General features: G+C 72.1%; 18 protein-coding genes and 1 pseudogene. 2 read left to right on the top strand and 17 right to left on the bottom strand.

Annotated elements, in window-relative coordinates; all coding sequences use genetic code 11:
* Positions 1-47 precede the first annotated feature (47 nt).
* From H0S67_RS12935 to argC, 7 genes are read right to left on the bottom strand one after another with little or no spacing between them, the layout of a single operon-like run.
* Complete coding sequence (locus tag H0S67_RS12935; protein ID WP_180933396.1) at positions 48-575, bottom strand: arginine repressor; 528 nt, start codon at positions 573-575, stop codon at positions 48-50.
* Positions 568-1509: an ornithine carbamoyltransferase gene (gene argF / locus H0S67_RS12940; protein ID WP_180933397.1), complete on the bottom strand. Its 942-nt coding sequence runs from the start codon at positions 1507-1509 to the stop codon at positions 568-570. Before argF ends, H0S67_RS12935 begins: the two co-directional genes overlap by 8 nt.
* Positions 1506-2702 carry an acetylornithine transaminase gene (locus H0S67_RS12945; RefSeq protein ID WP_180933398.1) on the bottom strand — a complete coding sequence of 399 codons (1197 nt, stop codon included), beginning with the start codon at positions 2700-2702 and terminating at the stop codon, positions 1506-1508. The genes argF and H0S67_RS12945 overlap by 4 nt, the downstream gene beginning before the upstream one ends.
* The gene (gene argB / locus H0S67_RS12950) at positions 2699-3658 is read right to left on the bottom strand and encodes an acetylglutamate kinase (RefSeq protein ID WP_180933399.1); all 960 of its coding nucleotides are present in this window, start codon (positions 3656-3658) and stop codon (positions 2699-2701) included. Before argB ends, H0S67_RS12945 begins: the two co-directional genes overlap by 4 nt.
* On the bottom strand, positions 3655-4806 hold the full coding sequence (argJ, locus tag H0S67_RS12955; protein ID WP_180933400.1) for a bifunctional glutamate N-acetyltransferase/amino-acid acetyltransferase ArgJ: 1152 nt from the start codon (positions 4804-4806) through the stop codon (positions 3655-3657). Before argJ ends, argB begins: the two co-directional genes overlap by 4 nt.
* Entirely contained in the window at positions 4803-5207 is a 405-nt protein-coding gene (locus H0S67_RS12960) for an ACT domain-containing protein (RefSeq protein WP_180933401.1), read from the bottom strand. The genes argJ and H0S67_RS12960 overlap by 4 nt, the downstream gene beginning before the upstream one ends.
* Positions 5204-6241 (bottom strand): N-acetyl-gamma-glutamyl-phosphate reductase, encoded by a 1038-nt coding sequence (gene argC, locus H0S67_RS12965; protein ID WP_180933402.1) that lies wholly within the window; start codon positions 6239-6241, stop codon positions 5204-5206. Before argC ends, H0S67_RS12960 begins: the two co-directional genes overlap by 4 nt.
* 81 nt (positions 6242-6322) lie before the next feature.
* Here argC and H0S67_RS12970 point away from each other — a divergent pair, with 81 nt between their 5' ends.
* Positions 6323-7120, top strand: coding sequence for a maleylpyruvate isomerase family mycothiol-dependent enzyme (locus H0S67_RS12970; protein ID WP_180933403.1), 798 nt, complete (start codon positions 6323-6325; stop codon positions 7118-7120).
* 137 nt (positions 7121-7257) lie between these two features.
* Here the strand turns inward: H0S67_RS12970 and pheT are convergent, their stop codons facing one another.
* From pheT to H0S67_RS25275, 4 genes are all read right to left on the bottom strand, one after another.
* Complete coding sequence (gene pheT, locus H0S67_RS12975) at positions 7258-9741, bottom strand: phenylalanine--tRNA ligase subunit beta (RefSeq protein ID WP_180933404.1); 2484 nt, start codon at positions 9739-9741, stop codon at positions 7258-7260.
* A 2-nt stretch (positions 9742-9743) separates the two neighbouring features.
* On the bottom strand, positions 9744-10847 hold the full coding sequence (gene pheS / locus H0S67_RS12980) for a phenylalanine--tRNA ligase subunit alpha (protein ID WP_180933405.1): 1104 nt from the start codon (positions 10845-10847) through the stop codon (positions 9744-9746).
* Positions 10848-10997: 150 nt separating this feature from the next.
* A complete protein-coding gene (locus H0S67_RS25270) occupies positions 10998-11534 on the bottom strand; it encodes a sensor histidine kinase (protein ID WP_246354711.1) in 537 nt (178 codons plus the stop codon).
* Between the two features lie 20 nt (positions 11535-11554).
* Positions 11555-12028 carry a PAS domain-containing protein gene (locus H0S67_RS25275; protein ID WP_246354712.1) on the bottom strand — a complete coding sequence of 158 codons (474 nt, stop codon included), beginning with the start codon at positions 12026-12028 and terminating at the stop codon, positions 11555-11557.
* Positions 12029-12236: 208 nt separating this feature from the next.
* Between H0S67_RS25275 and H0S67_RS12990 the strand changes: the two genes are divergently transcribed.
* Positions 12237-13538: a M1 family metallopeptidase gene (locus tag H0S67_RS12990; protein ID WP_180933406.1), complete on the top strand. Its 1302-nt coding sequence runs from the start codon at positions 12237-12239 to the stop codon at positions 13536-13538.
* A gap of 86 nt (positions 13539-13624) precedes the next feature.
* On the opposite strand, the gene H0S67_RS12995 is transcribed toward H0S67_RS12990, so the two are convergent.
* The 6 genes and pseudogenes from H0S67_RS12995 to H0S67_RS25285 form a co-directional block, all read right to left on the bottom strand.
* Positions 13625-14404, bottom strand: a complete 780-nt coding sequence (locus tag H0S67_RS12995; protein ID WP_425489936.1) for a TrmH family RNA methyltransferase — start codon at positions 14402-14404, stop codon at positions 13625-13627.
* A 43-nt stretch (positions 14405-14447) separates the two neighbouring features.
* Positions 14448-14834: a 50S ribosomal protein L20 gene (gene rplT, locus H0S67_RS13000; protein ID WP_180933407.1), complete on the bottom strand. Its 387-nt coding sequence runs from the start codon at positions 14832-14834 to the stop codon at positions 14448-14450.
* Positions 14835-14914: 80 nt separating this feature from the next.
* The gene (gene rpmI, locus H0S67_RS13005) at positions 14915-15109 is read right to left on the bottom strand and encodes a 50S ribosomal protein L35 (protein ID WP_180933408.1); all 195 of its coding nucleotides are present in this window, start codon (positions 15107-15109) and stop codon (positions 14915-14917) included.
* An 80-nt stretch (positions 15110-15189) separates the two neighbouring features.
* Complete coding sequence (locus H0S67_RS13010; protein ID WP_180933409.1) at positions 15190-15342, bottom strand: hypothetical protein; 153 nt, start codon at positions 15340-15342, stop codon at positions 15190-15192.
* A gap of 153 nt (positions 15343-15495) precedes the next feature.
* Complete coding sequence (gene infC, locus H0S67_RS25280; protein WP_343050502.1) at positions 15496-15720, bottom strand: translation initiation factor IF-3; 225 nt, start codon at positions 15718-15720, stop codon at positions 15496-15498.
* A pseudogene (locus H0S67_RS25285) lies at positions 15703-15935 on the bottom strand (translation initiation factor IF-3); the annotation flags it as partial. The gene infC and the pseudogene H0S67_RS25285, both read right to left, overlap by 18 nt.
* Positions 15936-16060: the final 125 nt, after the last annotated feature.

Here is a 16060-nt window from a genome sequence, read left to right on the forward strand (position 1 = left end):
GAACGACGAGCCGGCCGGTGCCGGGTCTCGCCGGGACGGGTTGGGGGTCAGGGCGCCGGCGCCTGGTGGGAGTCCGCCAGCGCCAGGATTCGTCGGGCCAGGTCGTCTCCGCCGGCCGGGTCACGGCTGATGAGCAGCACGGTGTCGTCCCCGGCGACGGTGCCGAGCACCTCGGGCATCTCGGAGCGGTCGAAGGCGGAGGCGAGATACTGGGCGGCGCCGGGCGGGGTCCGCAGCACCACCATGTTGGCGCTGGACTCCGCGCTGACCAGCAGCTCACCCAGCATCCGGCCCAGCCGGTGCGTGGCCGCGGCGGACTCCCCCGGTGCGCTCGGTCGACGGTCGCCACCCTCGGCCGGAACGGCGTAGACCAGTGCCCCGGTGGCGGTGCGGATCTTCACCGCGTCCAGCTCGACCAGGTCGCGCGAGAGCGTGGCCTGGGTGACCCGTAGGCCGCTCTGCGCGAGGAGACCGGCCAGCTCGGACTGGGAGCGCACCTCGTGCTGGGTCACCAGCTCGACGATCCGCCGGTGCCGGGCGTTCTTGGTCGTGGGCCGCAGGGACGCGTCACTCATCGCGAGGCTCCATCAGCCAGGTGAGGACAGCCTTCTGGGCGTGCCGGCGGTTCTCCGCCTCGTCCCACACCACGCTCTGCGGGCCGTCGATCACGGCGGCGTCGATCTCCTTGCCGCGGTAGGCGGGCAGGCAGTGCATGACGATCGCGTCGGGCTTCGCCCCGGCGACGAGCTCGACACCGAGCCGGTAGGCGGCGAAGACCTCGCCCCGGGCGCCGGCCTCGGCCTCCTTGCCCATCGAGACCCAGGTGTCGGTGACGAGGACGTCGGCACCCGTGACAGCGGCCACCGGGTCGGGCTCCAGCGCGACCGAGCCACGGGTCTTGGCGGCGATCACCGCGGCTGCCTCGACCATGTCCGGTCCCGGTGCGTAGCCCTCGGGAGAGCTGACCCGCACGTGCATGCCGGCCGTGGCACCGGCGAGCAGCCAGGAGTTGCCCATGTTGCAGGCGCCGTCGCCGACGAAGGCCACGGTCAGCCCGGCCAGCTCCCCCTTGTGCTCCCGGACCGTCAGCAGGTCGGCGAGCAGCTGGCAGGGGTGGAAGTCGTCGGTGAGTGCGTTCACGACCGGGACGCCGGCGTGGGCCGCCATCGTCTCCAGGTGGTCCTGCGCGAAGGTGCGCCACACGATCACCGAGGCCTGCCGCCCGAGCACCCGCGCGACGTCCTCGACCGACTCCCGCACGCCGATGCCGGCCAGGGTGCCGTCGACGAGCATCGGGTGGCCGCCGAGCTCGGCGATGCCCGCGGCGAACGAGGCCTGGGTGCGCAGCGTCGGCTTGTCGAAGATCATCGCCACGGTCCGCGGTCCGGCGAGGGGACCGGGGTGGTGCAGGGCGTCGTACGGCGCGGCCTTGAGGTCGGCGGCGAGCTCGAGCACCCGTGCCTGCTCGGCCGGGCTCAGGTCGTCGTCGCGCAGGAAGTGCCGCGTCACGGGGCCTCCCCCATCGCATCGTCCAGGATCGCCGGCCAGGCCGCGATGAACGCGTCGGCGTCCTCGCGGGTCAGCACCAGCGGCGGCGCGAGCCGGATCCGCTGCGGCGTGGGGTTGTTGATGATGAAGCCGTGTCGCAGCGCGGCGGCCGTCACGTCGGCCGAGGCCTCGGCGGACAGGTCGAGCCCGATCAGCAGCCCCTCACCACGGACCTCGGTGACCCGGGGGTCGGCGGCCAGCCCGGCGCGGAGCGCCCGGCCGAGCTCGGTCACGTGCGCGAGCAGGTCGTCGGACTCGATCGTGTCGATGACCGCGAGGGCCGCGGCGCAGGCGACGGGGTTGCCGCCGAAGGTGGTGCCGTGGTTGCCGGGCTGCAGCAGGGCCCCGGCCTCGCCGAGGGCGATGCAGGCGCCGATCGGGAACCCGCCGGCCAGGCCCTTCGCGACCGTGACGAGGTCGGGGGTGACCCCGGAGGTCTCGTGGGCGAACCAGTGCCCGGTGCGCCCGATGCCGGTCTGCACCTCGTCGAGCCACAGCAGCGCACCGTGACGCGTGGCGATCTCGCGCGCCGCCGCGAGGTAGCCCGCGGGCGGCACGACGACCCCGGCCTCCCCCTGCATCGGCTCGAGCAGCACAGCAGCGGTCTCGTCCGTCACCGCGGCAGCCAGCGCGTCGGCGTCGCCGTAGGGCACGAAGGTGACGTCGCCGGGCAGCGGCTCGAACGGCGTGCGGTAGGCCTCCTTGGAGGTGAGCGCGAGCGCGCCCATGGTGCGCCCGTGGAACCCGCCCGCGGCCGCCACCACGTGGGTACGGCCGGTGCGCCGGGTCAGCTTGAACGCCGCCTCGTTGGCCTCGGCGCCGGAGTTGGCGAAGAACACCCGGCCCTCGACGGGCCCCGTCGACGGGGAGAGCAGCTCGAGCAGCTTCTCGGCGAGCCTGATCTGCGGCTCGCTGGCGAAGAAGTTCGAGATGTGGCCCAGGGTCTCGAACTGCCCGGTGACGGCACTGACCAGAGCAGGGTGGGCGTGACCGAGGGAGTTGACGGCGATGCCGCCGAGGAGGTCGACGTACTCGTTGCCGTCGGTGTCCCAGACGTGGGCGCCCTTCCCGCGCTCGAGCGTCAGCTTCGGTGGGCCGAAGGTGTTCATCAGGGCGCCGGCGTAGCGGTCCTGCCAGGCCTGTGCGTCGCTCATCGGCGTGCCTTCCTGATCTTGGTGGTCACCCCGGGCAGCACCTGGGTGCCGACGCCCTCGTCGGTGAAGAGCTCGAGCAGCACGGCGTGCGGCTCGCGGCCGTCGACCACGGTCGCCCGCGGGACGCCCTCCTGGACCGCCTTGAGGCAGGCGCCCATCTTGGGCACCATCCCGCTGGCCAGGCTCGGCATCAGCTCGGCGAGGCCCTCGGGACTGATCTCGTAGATCACGTCGTCGCTGTCGGGCCAGTCGCGGTAGAGGCCCTCGACGTCGGTCAGCACGAGGAGCTTCTCCGCGCCGAGGGCCGAGGCCAGCGCGGCGGCGGCGGTGTCGGCGTTCACGTTGTGGACCCGACCCTCCGCGTCGGGTGCGACGCTGGAGACCACGGGGATGCGACCGGCCTCGATCAGGTCGACGACGGCCTCGGGACGCACGTGTGCGACCTCGCCGACGAGGCCGAGGTCGACCTCCTCGCCGTCGACGACCGTGTTGGTGGCCTCCGCGGTGAACAGCCCGGCGTCCTCGCCGGAGAGTCCGACCGCGAGGGGGCCGTGCTCGTTGATCAGGCCGACCAGCTCGCGCTGGACCTTGCCCACCAGCACCATCCGGACGACGTCCATCGCCTCGGGGGTGGTGACGCGCAGGCCGCCACGGAACTCCGACTCGATGCCGAGGCGCTCCAGCATCGTGGAGATCTGGGGTCCGCCGCCGTGCACGACCACCGGGCGGAAGCCGGCGAACCGGAGGAACGCGATGTCCTCGGCGAAGGCCCGCTTCAGGGTGTCGTCGGTCATCGCGTTGCCGCCGTACTTCACCACCACGATCTTCTGGTGGTAGCGCTTGAGCCACGGCAGGGCCGCGGCCAGCGTCTCGGCCTTGGCCGGGTCGGCCGGCTTCGGCTGGTGGATCTTGCCGTCCGGGTGGAGGTCGCTGGGCAGGGTCGTGTCGTCGTTCATGAGGAGTAGGCGCTGTTCTCGTGGACGTAGGCGTGGGTGAGGTCGTTGGTCCAGACGGTGGCCCGCTCGCTGCCGGCCTTGAGGTCGATGGTCACGCTGACCTCGCGCCCCTTGAGGTCGACCGTCGCCGGGTCGGCGTGGGGGGTGGACTGCTTGCAGACCCAGACGCCGTTCATGGCCACGTCGAGGTCGGCCGGGTCGAAGGCGGCATCGGTGGTGCCGATGCTGGCGAGCACGCGGCCCCAGTTGGGGTCGTTGCCGAAGACCGCCGCCTTGAACAGGTTGCTGCGGGCCACGCTGCGGCCGACGGCGACGGCGTCGTCCTCGCTGGCGGCGTTGAGCACCGTGATGGCGATCTCGTGGTCGGCGCCCTCGGCGTCGCGCAGCAGCTGCATCGCCAGGTCGGTGCACGCGTGGGTCAGGGCCTCGGTGAAGTCCGGCAACGACGGGGTGATCCCGCTGGCGCCGCTCGCCAGGACCGTGACCGTGTCGTTGGTCGACATGCAGCCGTCGGAGTCGAGACGGTCGAAGGAGACCCGGGTCGCCGCGCGCAGCGCGGTGTCCAGGTCGGCGGCCGGCACCACGGCGTCGGTCGTGAGCACCACGAGCATCGTGGCCAGCTGCGGGGCGAGCATGCCCGCGCCCTTGGCCATCCCGCCGACGGACCAGCCGGCTCCCTCGACCACGACCTGCTTGCTGACCGAGTCGGTGGTCATGATCGCCTCGGCGGCGTCGGTGCCGCCGGCACCGCTGAGGGCGGCGTGGGCGGCGTCCACGCCGTCGAGGAGGTTCTGGCGCGGGTTGGCCAGCCCGATCAGGCCGGTGGAGCAGACCACGACGTCGACCGCCCCGATGCCCAGGTCGGTGGCGACCTGCTCGGCCACGGCGTGCGTGGTCTGGAAGCCCTCGGCGCCGGTGTAGCAGTTGGCGCCGCCGGAGTTCAGGACGACGGCGCGGACGGTGCCGTCCTTGACGACCTCCTGGCTCCACAGCACCGGGTTGGCCTTGCACCGGTTGCTGGTGAAGACACTGGCGGAGTCGTACGCCGGGCCGTCGTTGACGACCAGCGCGAGGTCCTTCGCTCCGGTCGACTTCAGGCCCGCGGCGACGCCGGCGGCCCGGAAGCCGCGCGGGGAGGTGACGGTCACGAGTTGCCCTTTCCGTTCGCGGGGACAGCGGGGACGACCTCGTGCCCCGCAGCCCGCCAGGCCTCCGCGGCGCGCTCGGAGGCGTCGCGGGGCATCAGGATCCAGTCGGTGTCGTAGGTCGAGAGGGTGAACACGCTGATGGAGGCCTCGGCCAGCGGGGCGAGCAGCTGGCTGAGGATGCCGGTGAGCGCGAAGTCCAGCGGCCCCTCCACCTCGAACGCCGTGAGCGGCCGCTGTGCCACGGCCTTGGTCGGGACGCTGCGCGCGGCGCAGACGACCGAGGTCTCGGTCGCCGTCGCCGTCACGGAGAAGATCGACGACGACTCGGCCCACCGGGGCACCTCGGCCCCGGGACCGAGCCGGACCACCGCGAGGGTCTCGGGGAACTGGCTGAGCTTCACGGGGCGACTCCCACCGACGTCAGGCCCAGGCCCTCGTCGAGGCCGAGCGCGAGGTTCATGCACTGCACGGCCGCACCGGCCGTGCCCTTGGCCAGGTTGTCGACCGCACCGACGGCGACCAGGCGTCCCGCCGCTTCGTCGACCGTGACCTGCACGTGCACGGCGTTGGAGCCGGTCACCGACTTGGTCTGCGGCCACTGGCCGGAGGGCAGGAGGTGCACGAACGGCTCGTCGGCGTACGCCTTGGCGTAGGTGTCGTACGCCTCGTCCGCGGTGAGCGGGCCCGCGAGCGGCGCCGAGCAGGTGGCCAGGATGCCGCGGGGCATGGGGACCAGCAGCGGCGTGAAGCTCACCCGGACCTCACCCTCGACGAGGCCGGACAGGTTCTGGACGATCTCCGGGGTGTGCCGGTGCGTGCCGCCCACGCCGTAGGCGCTCGCGTTGCCCATGATCTCGCTGCCGAGCAGGTGCGGCTTGGCGGCCTTGCCGGCACCGCTGGTGCCGGAGGCGGCCACCACGGTGACCTCGGGCTCGACCAGGCCGGCCGCCACCGCCGGGGCCATCGTCAGCGTGGAGACCGTCGGGTAGCAGCCGGGCACGGCGACCCGGGTCGCACCGGTCAGCTGCGCGCGCTGGCCGGGCAGCTCGGGGAGACCGTAGGGCCAGGTGCCGGCGTGGGTGCCGCCGTAGAACTTCTCCCAGGCCCCCGCGTCGGCCAGGCGGAAGTCGGCACCGCAGTCGATCACCACGACGTCGTCCCCCAGCTGGGCGGCGATCTCGCCGGACTGGCCGTGCGGGAGCGCCAGGAAGACGACGTCATGACCGGAGAGGGTGTCGAGGTTCGTGGGCTCCAGCACCCGGTCGGCCAGCGGCACCAGGTGCGGCTGGAGGGTGCCGAGCCGCTCGCCCGCGTTGGAGGCGCCGGTCAGGGCAGCGATCTCGACCTCGGGATGGGCGATCAGGTGCCGGAGCAGCTCGCCCCCGGCGTACCCGCTTGCGCCGGCGACGGCGACTCGTCTCCTCGTCATGTGCATGACTATACGGGCAGTCGCATGTTCATGTGCAAGTCGTCTCGGCCCTGTCGGTGTGTCGTCCGTCACCACTACCGTGCTGCCATGGCCAAGCTCGAGTTCTCCGACTACCTGCGCCACATCCGGGACGAGTCGCACCGGTTTCGCGACGTGCTCTCGGACTGCGACCCACGGTCACGTGTACCCAGTTGTCCCGACTGGAATGCCTCCGACCTGCTCTGGCACCTCGCCGACGTGCAGTGGTTCTGGGCCCGGGACGTGCGCACCAGGCCGGACAGTCCGGGCGAGGACCTCCAGCATCCGGAGCGACCCACGTCGTACGACGGCCTGCTCGCGGCCTTCGACGAGAGCTCTGCTGCGCTCGTCGCCGAGCTCGAGGCGGCCGATCCCGCCGAGACGGCCTGGACGTGGGCGAGCGAGCAGTCGGTGGGCTTCATCCTGCGCCGGCAGGCCCACGAGGCGCTGATCCATCGCCTCGACGCCGAGCTGACCGCGGGCTCGGTGACGCCGCTGGACGCCCGCCTCGCAGCCGACGGCGTGCTCGAGTGCCTCGACGTGATGTTCGGCGGCTCCCCGCCGTGGGGCGAGTTCGCAGGACTCCCCCACCGCGTCCGCGTCGACGTCACCGACGCCGACGAGTCGGTGTGGGTCCAGATCGGGCGGTTCACCGGGACCGACCCCGAGACCGACGTCCACTACGACGAGGACGACATCCGGGTCGTGGACGACCCGGGCACCGACCCCGACGCCGTCATCGAGGGGCCGGCCGGCGCGCTGGACGCCTGGCTGTGGCGGCGTGGCGACGACAGCGCCGTGCGCGTGCACGGGGACAAGGCGGTCTACGACCACTTCCGGCTGGCGGTCAACCACCCGATCACCTGATCGCGGCCGCGCCAGCTGGCGCGATCGCTGGTGGTTGAGCAGCGACCGCGGCTGAGCCTGAAGCACGAAGCCGCGACGGAGCATGTCGAAACCGAGCCGGGAAGCGGGACCGACGCCGGGCGCCGGTCACCCCGCCGTCAGGCTCGCTGGACCGCGCCGGTGCGCTCGGCGGCGAGCGCCACCGCCGCGTCGCGGGCGGCGGCCGTCTCCTGCTCGGTGAGCGTCCGGTCCGGCGCCCGGAAGCGCAGCGCGAACGCGAGGGACTTGTGCCCCGCCCCGACCTGGTCGCCGGTGTAGACGTCGAACAGCCGGATCGACTCGAGCAGCTCGCCGGCGCCCTCGCGCAGCGCCGCCTCGACCGCCGCGGCGGTCACCGAGGTGGCCACGACGAGCGCGACGTCCTCCTTGGCGACGGGGTACGTCGAGAACTGCGGGCCGGGCACCACGTCACGGGCGTGCCGCATCAGGACGTCGAGGTCGATCTCGGCGACGGCGGTGCGCGGCGGCAGGCCGAAGGCCTGGCAGACCCGCGGGTGCAGCTCGCCGGCGTGGCCGAGCTCGTCGCCCCCGAGCGAGACCCGGGCGCAGCGGCCGGGGTGCCAGGGCATCCGGGCGGCCGCGTCGACGGTCACCTCGACGCCGAGCTCGTCACCGAGCCGGCGCACGACGCCGATCGCGTCGGACCACCCGGCCTCGCGACCGGCCCCCCACCAGCCGGAGCGCTCGCGCTCGCCGGCGAGGACCACCGCGAGGTGCAGTGGCTGCTCGGGGAGGGCCTCCAGCAGCGTGGCCAGCTCGTCAACGGTCGGTCGCCGCTCGACCCCGTAGATCGGTGCCGGGCCGCGGTCGGCCGGGAACGCGACCGTGCCGGTCTCGAAGAGCGCCACGCCCGGAGCGCCGCGACCGAGGTTGCGACCGGCGGCCCTGAGCAGCCCGGGGAGCAGGGTCGTGGTGTACGACGGGTCCTCGCTGGACAGCGGGTTGGCCAGGCGCACGGTGTGGCGCAGGACGTCTTCAGCGGGCAGCCCGAGGGCGTCGAAGGCGGCATCGCCCACGAACGGGAAGCTCAGCACCTCGACGCAGCCGGCCCCGGCCAGCGTGCGCCCGACGCGGCGGCGCAGCCGCTGCTCGCGGCTCAGCCCACGCCCCGACGTGGCCGTCGGGAGGATCGACGGCACCTGGTCGTAGCCCACGATCCGCGCCACCTCCTCGACCAGGTCGAAGGGGTCGTTGAGGTCGGGACGCCATGACGGCGGGACCGCGGTCAGCTCCGCGCCGTCCACCTCGACCCGGCAGCCGACCGCCTGCAGGTTCGCCACGGTCGTCGCGGCGTCGATCTCCATCCCGGTCACCCGGGCGGGCAGGTCGGTCGCGATCCGGATCTGCGGGCGCGACGGCGCCGTACCGACCTGCGTGGCACCGGGCTCGACGGTGCCGCCGCCGTACGTGGTCAGCAGCTCCGCGACGCGCTGGGAGGCGTACGCCGGGAGCTTCGGGTCGACCCCGCGCTCGAAGCGCTTCGAGGCCTCGGAGGGCAGCTTGTGGCGCTTCTGGGTGCGAAAGATCGAGACCGGGTCGAAGTGTGCGGCCTCGATGACGACGTGGGTGGTGGTGCCGGAGAGCTCGGTAGTCTCACCACCCATCACGCCGGCCAGGCCGATCGGGCCGGAGTCGTCGGTGATCAGCAGGTCCTCGGACGACAGGGTGCGGTCGACGCCGTCCAGGGTGCGCAGCCGCTCCCCCTCGGTGGCTCGGCGGACCCGGATCGGGCCGGCCAGCTTGTCGCCGTCGTACCCGTGGATGGGCTGGCCGAGCTCGAGCATGACGTAGTTGGTCACGTCGACGCCCAGCGAGATCGGACGCATCCCGGCGAGGAACAGCCGGCGCGACATCCACGACGGGGTGGGGGCCGCCGGGTCGAAGCCGGTGACGGTGCGGGTGACGAAGACCGGGCACCCGTCGGCGTCGTCGACGACCACCGGGTAGCCGTCGCCGTTGGCCTCGGGCACCGGGCGCGCGGCCGGGTCGGTGAACGGGACGGAGCGGGCCAGGGCGGCCTCGCGGGCGATGCCGCGCAGGGACAGCGCGTAGGCCCGGTCGGGGTTGATCTCGAACTCGATGACCTCGTCGCGCAGGTGCAGCAGCTCGAACACGTCGTCGCCGGGCTTCCCCGCATCGGCGGGCAGCACGATGATGCCCTCGTGGTCGTCGCCGAGGCCGAGCTCGCGGGAGGAGCAGATCATGCCGGCCGAGAGGTGGCCGTAGGTCTTGCGGGCCGAGATCTCGAAGCCGCCGGGCAGCACCGCACCTGGCAGCACGACGACCACCAGGTCACCGGGAGCGAAGTTGTGGGCGCCGCAGACGATGCCCTGCGGCTCGCCCGTTCCGTTGGCGTCGCCGACGTCGACGGTGCACCAGTTGATCGTCTTGCCGTTCTTCTGCGGCTCGGGCTCCATGGTGAGCACGCGGCCGACCACCAGCGGGCCGGTGATGTCCTCGCCGGGCTTCTCGAGCGCCTCGAGCTTGAGCCCGAGCGCGGTCAGCTCGTGGGCGAGCTCCTCGGCGTTGACCTCCGCGGGCAGGTCGACGTAGTCACGGATCCAGGACAGGGGGGCGCGCATGCTCAGATTTCCGTTCCGAAAGCGGTGGTGAAGCGGACGTCTCCCTCGAAGAAGCCGCGCAGGTCCTCGATGGCGTGGCGGAACATCAGGGTCCGGTCGATGCCCATGCCGAAGGCGAAGCCGGTGAAGCGCTCGGGGTCGACGCCGCAGGCGCGGAGCACCCGCGGGTTGACCATGCCGCAGCCGCCCCACTCGATCCAGCCCTCGCCGCGGCAGGTGCGGCACGACTCGACCACCCCGGCTGCGCCGCGGCACACGAAGCAGACGAGGTCGACCTCGGCGCTCGGCTCGGTGAAGGGGAAGTACGACGGGCGGAAGCGCGTGGTGATCCCCTCGCCGAACATCGACTCGGCGAAGTGGTCCAGGGTGCCCTTGAGGTGGGCCATGGTGATCCCCTCGTCGACGACGAGCCCCTCGACCTGGTGGAACATCGGGCTGTGGGTGGCGTCGTACTCGTCGGTGCGGAAGACGCGTCCCGGGCACACCACGTAGATCGGCGGGGTTCGGGTCAGCATGGTGCGGGCCTGCACCGGGGAGGTGTGGGTGCGCAGCACGATGCCCTGGTCCTGCGGCTCGGTCCAGAACGTGTCCTGCATCGTGCGGGCCGGGTGGTCGGCACCGAGGTTGAGCGCGTCGAAGTTCAGCCACTCCGCCTCGATAACCGGTCCCTCGGCGACCTCCCAGCCCATCGCCAGGAATACGTCGGCGATCCGCTCCGAACCGGTGGTGATCGGGTGTCGGGCACCGGCGGCGACCCGGTCAGTCGGCAGGGTGACGTCGACGGTCTCCTCGACGAGCATGCGCTCCTCGTGCTCGACCTCCAGCACGGCCTGCCGCTCGGCGAGCGCCTTGTTCACGGCGCCGCGCGCCTGGCCGATGCGCTGGCCGGCCTCCTTGCGGGCCTGCGGAGGCAGGGCGCCGATCTCGCGGTTGGCCAACGCCAGCGGCGACCGGTCGCCCGTGTGCTCGATGCGCACCCGCTTCAGCCCCTCGAGATCGGTGGCCGCACCGATCGCCGCCAGGGCTGCGTCGCGAGCGGCCTCGACCTCCTCGGGCTTCAAGGGAGTGACCTCCACCGGGTCGTAGTCGCTGTTGGGTCCCGACATGACTGCCTTCCGGGGCTCTTGGTGCTGCGGGGTTGGTCCTGCTGGTCTGCCGGGCACGGGCTCGGTGACCGCGGTCGTGCGCGCCAAGTCTAGGAAGGTCGCGTCTCCCGCCGCGACCGGGTTGCGCGCTAGGAGACGGGGCGACGGTCCTCACTGGGCCACATGAGCACCAGCCGGCCCCACCGCCGGGGGCCTCGTCGATGGTGACGGTGCCGCCGTGGGCGCGGACCAGCCCGTTGACGATGTAGAGACCCAGGCCCGACCCCCGCGAGCACCTTCCTTCCAGAACTTGGTGAAGACCCGGCGCCTCATCTCCGGCGGTATGCCGCTGCCCTCGTCGTCGACGACCAGGCGGACGCCGCGGTCGGCGTCGTCGGTGCCCACCGCCTGGGCGGACACCCGGACCGTCCCGTCGCCGTGGCGCACCGCGTTCTCGACCACGTTGGTGACCACCTGGGTGAACTTGTCGGGGTCGACGCTGATCTCGGGCAGGTCCGCGGCGACGTCGAGCTCGATGGGCCGGCTGGTGCTCGCCCGCACCGACTCCGCCACCCGGGTCACCAGCACCCCGGCGTCCACCGGGCGGGGGTAGAGCTGGAGCCGACCGGTGTCGATGCGAGCGACGTCGAGCAGCTCCGCGATCAGGCGGCTGAGCCGGTCGGAGTCCGACGCGACCGTGGTCAGCATCAGCTTCTTCTGGTCGTCGTTCAGCTTGTCCCAGCGGTTGAGCAGTGCCTGGACGAACCCTTGACGCCCGTGAGCGGGGAGCGGAGCTCGTGCGCGACGGTGGCCACCAGGTCGGACCGCTCCCGGTCGAGCCGGGCGCGCCCCGCGGCCGGACCGCAGGCTGACGGCCACGCGGTCGACAGGGGTCGACAGCGACGGCGGTGGATCCGGGCGACCACCAGCACCTCGCTGCCGTTGGGCAGCAGCCACGGCTGCTCGGGAATCGCGCTCCGCGTGACCAGGCCCTGGTACGGGCAGTTGCTCGAGAACCAGTCGCGGCCGTCCTGGTCTCGCAGGGCGAGGACGTCCGCCAGGGACTTGCCGACCGCGTCCTCGGGTTGCACACCGAGCATCTGCCCGGCCACCCGGTTGACCAGGGTGACCCGGCCGTCGGCGTCTGCGATCACGGCGCCGTCGGCAAGGGCATCGGCAAGGGTCTGCGCGGACTCGGACACGCTGCCACCCTAACCAGCCGCGACCGCCAGGCGCCCCTATTGTGGGGCGGCCACGGTCCGGGACACCACGGGGGTGCTCACCTTGCTCGACTCGACACGACCATGCCCGCGACGCTCGCTGCACCGACGCGCGGTCATCGCTGCCCTGCTCACCTCGGCTCTGCTCACCGCCGCGCCCGCGACCACGGCAGCGACCAGGGGGCCGGTCATGGCACCGGCGTCCGCGGTGGCGACACCCGAGCCGGCGCAGGTGGAGCGCACTCCCGACGGCGCGACGTACACGGTGCGCCTGCACCAGGAGGACGCCGTGGGCCGGCGGTGGACCGGCACCGAGAGGATCACCTTCAGCAACACGGGCGCCTCCCCTCTCGACAGCGTGCACCTGAGGCTGTGGCCCAACGGCCCCCGCGGCTGCTCGACCCCACGACCGCTGGTCGTCAGCGAGGTCCGGGGCGGCACGCCGCGGGCGCTGCGGGTCCACTGCACCGATCTGGCCATCCGCCTCGCCTCACCGCTCGCACCCGGCGACGTCGGCACGGTCTCCGTGCGGGTCCGGATCGCGGCTCCGGTCCGCAGGGCGCGCTTCGGCTCGTGGCACGGGCGCTCCTACCTCACGAACGCGCTCCCGATCCTCGCGGTGCGCGAGGACGGCACCTGGCAGCGCTCCCCCTACGTCGGGTTCGGCGAGTCCTTCTCCTCGCTCACCGCTGACTGGGACGTGCGGCTCGACCATCCGCGGGGAGTCGACGTGCCGGCCACCGGCAGTGCCGTGGGCTCACGCGCCCACGGCGACCGGGTCACGACGCACGTCCGGGCGGCTCGCGTGCGCGACTTCGCCTGGGCGGCCGGCCGCTTCTCGATGGTCCGGGGCACCGCCGGCGACGGCACCGTGGTCCGCGAGTGGTACACCAGCCACGACACGCGACGCGAGGCGCTCCGGTCGCTGCGCGAGGAGGCGCTGCCGGCGATGGACCGGTTCGGCCGGTGGTTCGCCGACTACCCCTACCGCGAGGTCGACGTCGTCGACGTCGACTGGAACCTCGGCGGCATGGAGTACCCGGGGTTCGTCATGTCCGGGCTGCCGGGACCGACGGTCCACGAGCTCGCCCACCAGTGGTTCTACGCGCTCGTCGGCAACGACGAGTACGCCGATCCGTGGCTCGACGAGTCCTTCGCGCAGTACGCCAACTTCCGGTTCTACGGCCACTCCCGCTCCACCTGCCGGGGCACCCCGTCGTTCCTCGGCGACGAGCGGATCTCCGACGGCATGGACGTGTGGGTCGGGGACGACGGCGCCTACTTCAACGCGGTCTACAGCAACGGCCCGTGCGCGCTCCTGGCGCTCCGGGACAAGCTCGGGTCAGCGGTCTTCGACCGCATGCTCCGCGAGTACGTCGCGGCCCACGAGTACGGCGTCGCGACCACCCCGGAGCTCAAGGCCGCGGTGCAGGAGGCCGCGGGCGACACCGACCTCACGAGGTTCTGGAACCGCTGGCGGATCGACGGCTGATCTCCGGCGACGCGCCACGACCCGTCACCTGGAACAGTGGCGGTGAGAGCACGAGCACCACGGTCGGGCTTCAGGTCACCTGGAGGTCAAGCACGCCGTTGCCCGCGTGCCGACGCGTACAGGCACAGCGCGGCAGCGGTCGACAGGTTGAGGCTCTCCGCCCGGCCGTGGATCGGGATCCGGACCCGGTGGTCGGCGAGCGCGGCGAGCTCGTCGGGCAGCCCCCAAGCCTCGTTGCCGAAGAGCCAGGCGGTCGGCCGCGCGAGCAGGTCGTCGCACTCGTCGAGGTCGAGCTCGCCCGCACCGTCGGCGGCCAGCACGACCAGCCCGGTCGCCTGGGCGGCGCGTACGGCGGCCGCCGGGTCCGCCTCGGTGGCCAGCGGCAGGTGGAACAGGCTGCCCACGCTGGCCCGGACGGTCTTGGGGTTGTAGAAGTCCACCGACTGTCCGGCGAAGACGACCGCATCGGCGCCGGCGGCGTCAGCACAGCGGATCACGGTCCCCGCGTTGCCGGGGTCGCGGATGTCGGCGCAGATCGCGGCCAGCCGGGGCCCGCGGTCCAGCACGTGGACCAGCGGTCGGTCGACGAAGCGGCACAGGCCGACCACGCCGGCCGGCGTGACGCTGTCACTGAGAGAGGCGAGCGCCTGGTCGTCCACGAGGGTCCAGGTGCCCGCGGCGGCGACGAGGTCGGCGTACTGCTCGGTGGCGGTGGCCGTGGCGAAGACCTCGACGACGCACCCCGGGACCGAGAGGGCACCCTCGACGGCCTTCGGGCCGTCGGCAAGGAAGAGCCGCCGCTCGGTGCGAACCGAGCGGCGGCTGAGCTTGCGTGCTTCCTTGACCCGGGCGTTGCCCACGGTCAGGGGGTTTCGAGACAGGCGCTGCGCGCCTTCCTCAACCACCGGACTACGCAGAGACCTTGGGCGCGTTGACGTCCTCGGGCAGGGCGGCCTTGGCGGTCTCGACGAGCGCGTTGAACGCGGCGATGTCGTTGACGGCCAGGTCGGCGAGGATCTTGCGGTCCACCTCGACGCCGGCCAGGTTCAGGCCCTGGATGAAGCGGTTGTAGGTCATGCCCTGGGCACGAGCCGCAGCGTTGATGCGCTGGATCCACAGCTTGCGGAAGTTGCCCTTGTTCTTGCGCCGGTCGTTGTAGCTGTAGACCAGCGAGTGGGTGACCTGCTCCTTCGCCTTGCGGTAGAGGCGCGAACGCTGTCCGCGGTAACCGCTGGCGCGCTCGAGGACGACCCGGCGCTTCTTCTGGGCGTTCACTGCCCGCTTGACGCGTGCCACGTTGTTACTCCTTGTTGCTTGGTTCGGGGTGCGCCGGCCTCGACATGCTCGACCGGCGGTGGTTCAGGATCAGCTGGAGGTCAGAGACCCAGCATCTTCTTGGCGCGCTTCACGTCGGACTTGGCGAGCTCGGTGGTGCCCGTCATCCGACGCGTGACCTTCGAGGGCTTCTTCTCGAGGTTGTGGCGCTTGCCGGCCTTCTCCCGAAGGATCTTGCCCGAGCCGGTGACCCGGAACCGCTTGCCAGCACCGGAGTGCGTCTTGTTCTTCGGCATCTCTTTCGCTCTCTATCTCGTGGTCGGGCCGCACTGCGGCGGCCGATCGTGTCGTCAGCGTGGGGGGCGGCGGTGCCGCGTCAGGCGTCGATCTCGGGGTCGAGGTTCTCGGAGCGCCCGCGCTCCTTCTTCCTCGCCACCGGGCCGGCGGCGTGCGCGGCGTCGCGCTCCGCCTTATCGTCGGCCTCGAGCGCGGCACGCTCGGCGGCCTTCGACTCCTTGGCCGCCTGCATGTCGACCTTGGCGTCGGCCTTTCTTCTTGTGCGGGCCGAGCACCATGATCATGTGCGCCCGTCCTGCTTGGGCGCGGACTCGACGAAGCCGAGCTCCGTGACGTCCTCGGCCAGGCGCTGCAGCAGCCGGAACCCCAGCTCGGGCGGTGCTGCTCACGACCGCGGAACATGATCGTGATCTTGACCTTGTCCCCGGCCTTGAGGACGCACGACGTGACCCTTCTTGGTCTCGTAGTCGTGCGCGTCGATCTTCGGACGAAGCTTCATCTCCTTGATGATGACGTTCGTCTGGTTCCGACGCGCCTCACGAGCCTTCTGGGCGTTCTCGTACTTGAACTTGCCGTAGTCCATGAGCTTGCAGACCGGCGGACGGGCCATGGGAGCGATCTCGACGAGGTCGAGGTCGGCTCCTGCGCAAGGCGCAGCGCGTCGGCGGTGGGAACGATGCCGACGGTCTCGCCACTGGGGCCAACGAGACGGACCTCGGAAACCCGGATCCGGTCGTTGATTCGAAGCTCGGTGCTGATGTGTCCTCCTGATGGATTTCTGGCCGGAGGTCTCTGCCAGTCCGGGACCGGGCCCGAAATCAACAAAGGCTTCCGCTTGCTGCAAGCGGAAGCCAGTCAGGACACGTGCTCCCCGCAGGGGTTACGCATCGCCGGGTACGACTTGTGGTGCGCGAGCTGCGCACCGGGCCGTGACCCGGGACCGGACCCGA

Origin of the sequence: Nocardioides ungokensis (assembly GCF_013466985.1) — a bacterium.
Taxonomy (GTDB): domain Bacteria; phylum Actinomycetota; class Actinomycetes; order Propionibacteriales; family Nocardioidaceae; genus Nocardioides; species Nocardioides ungokensis.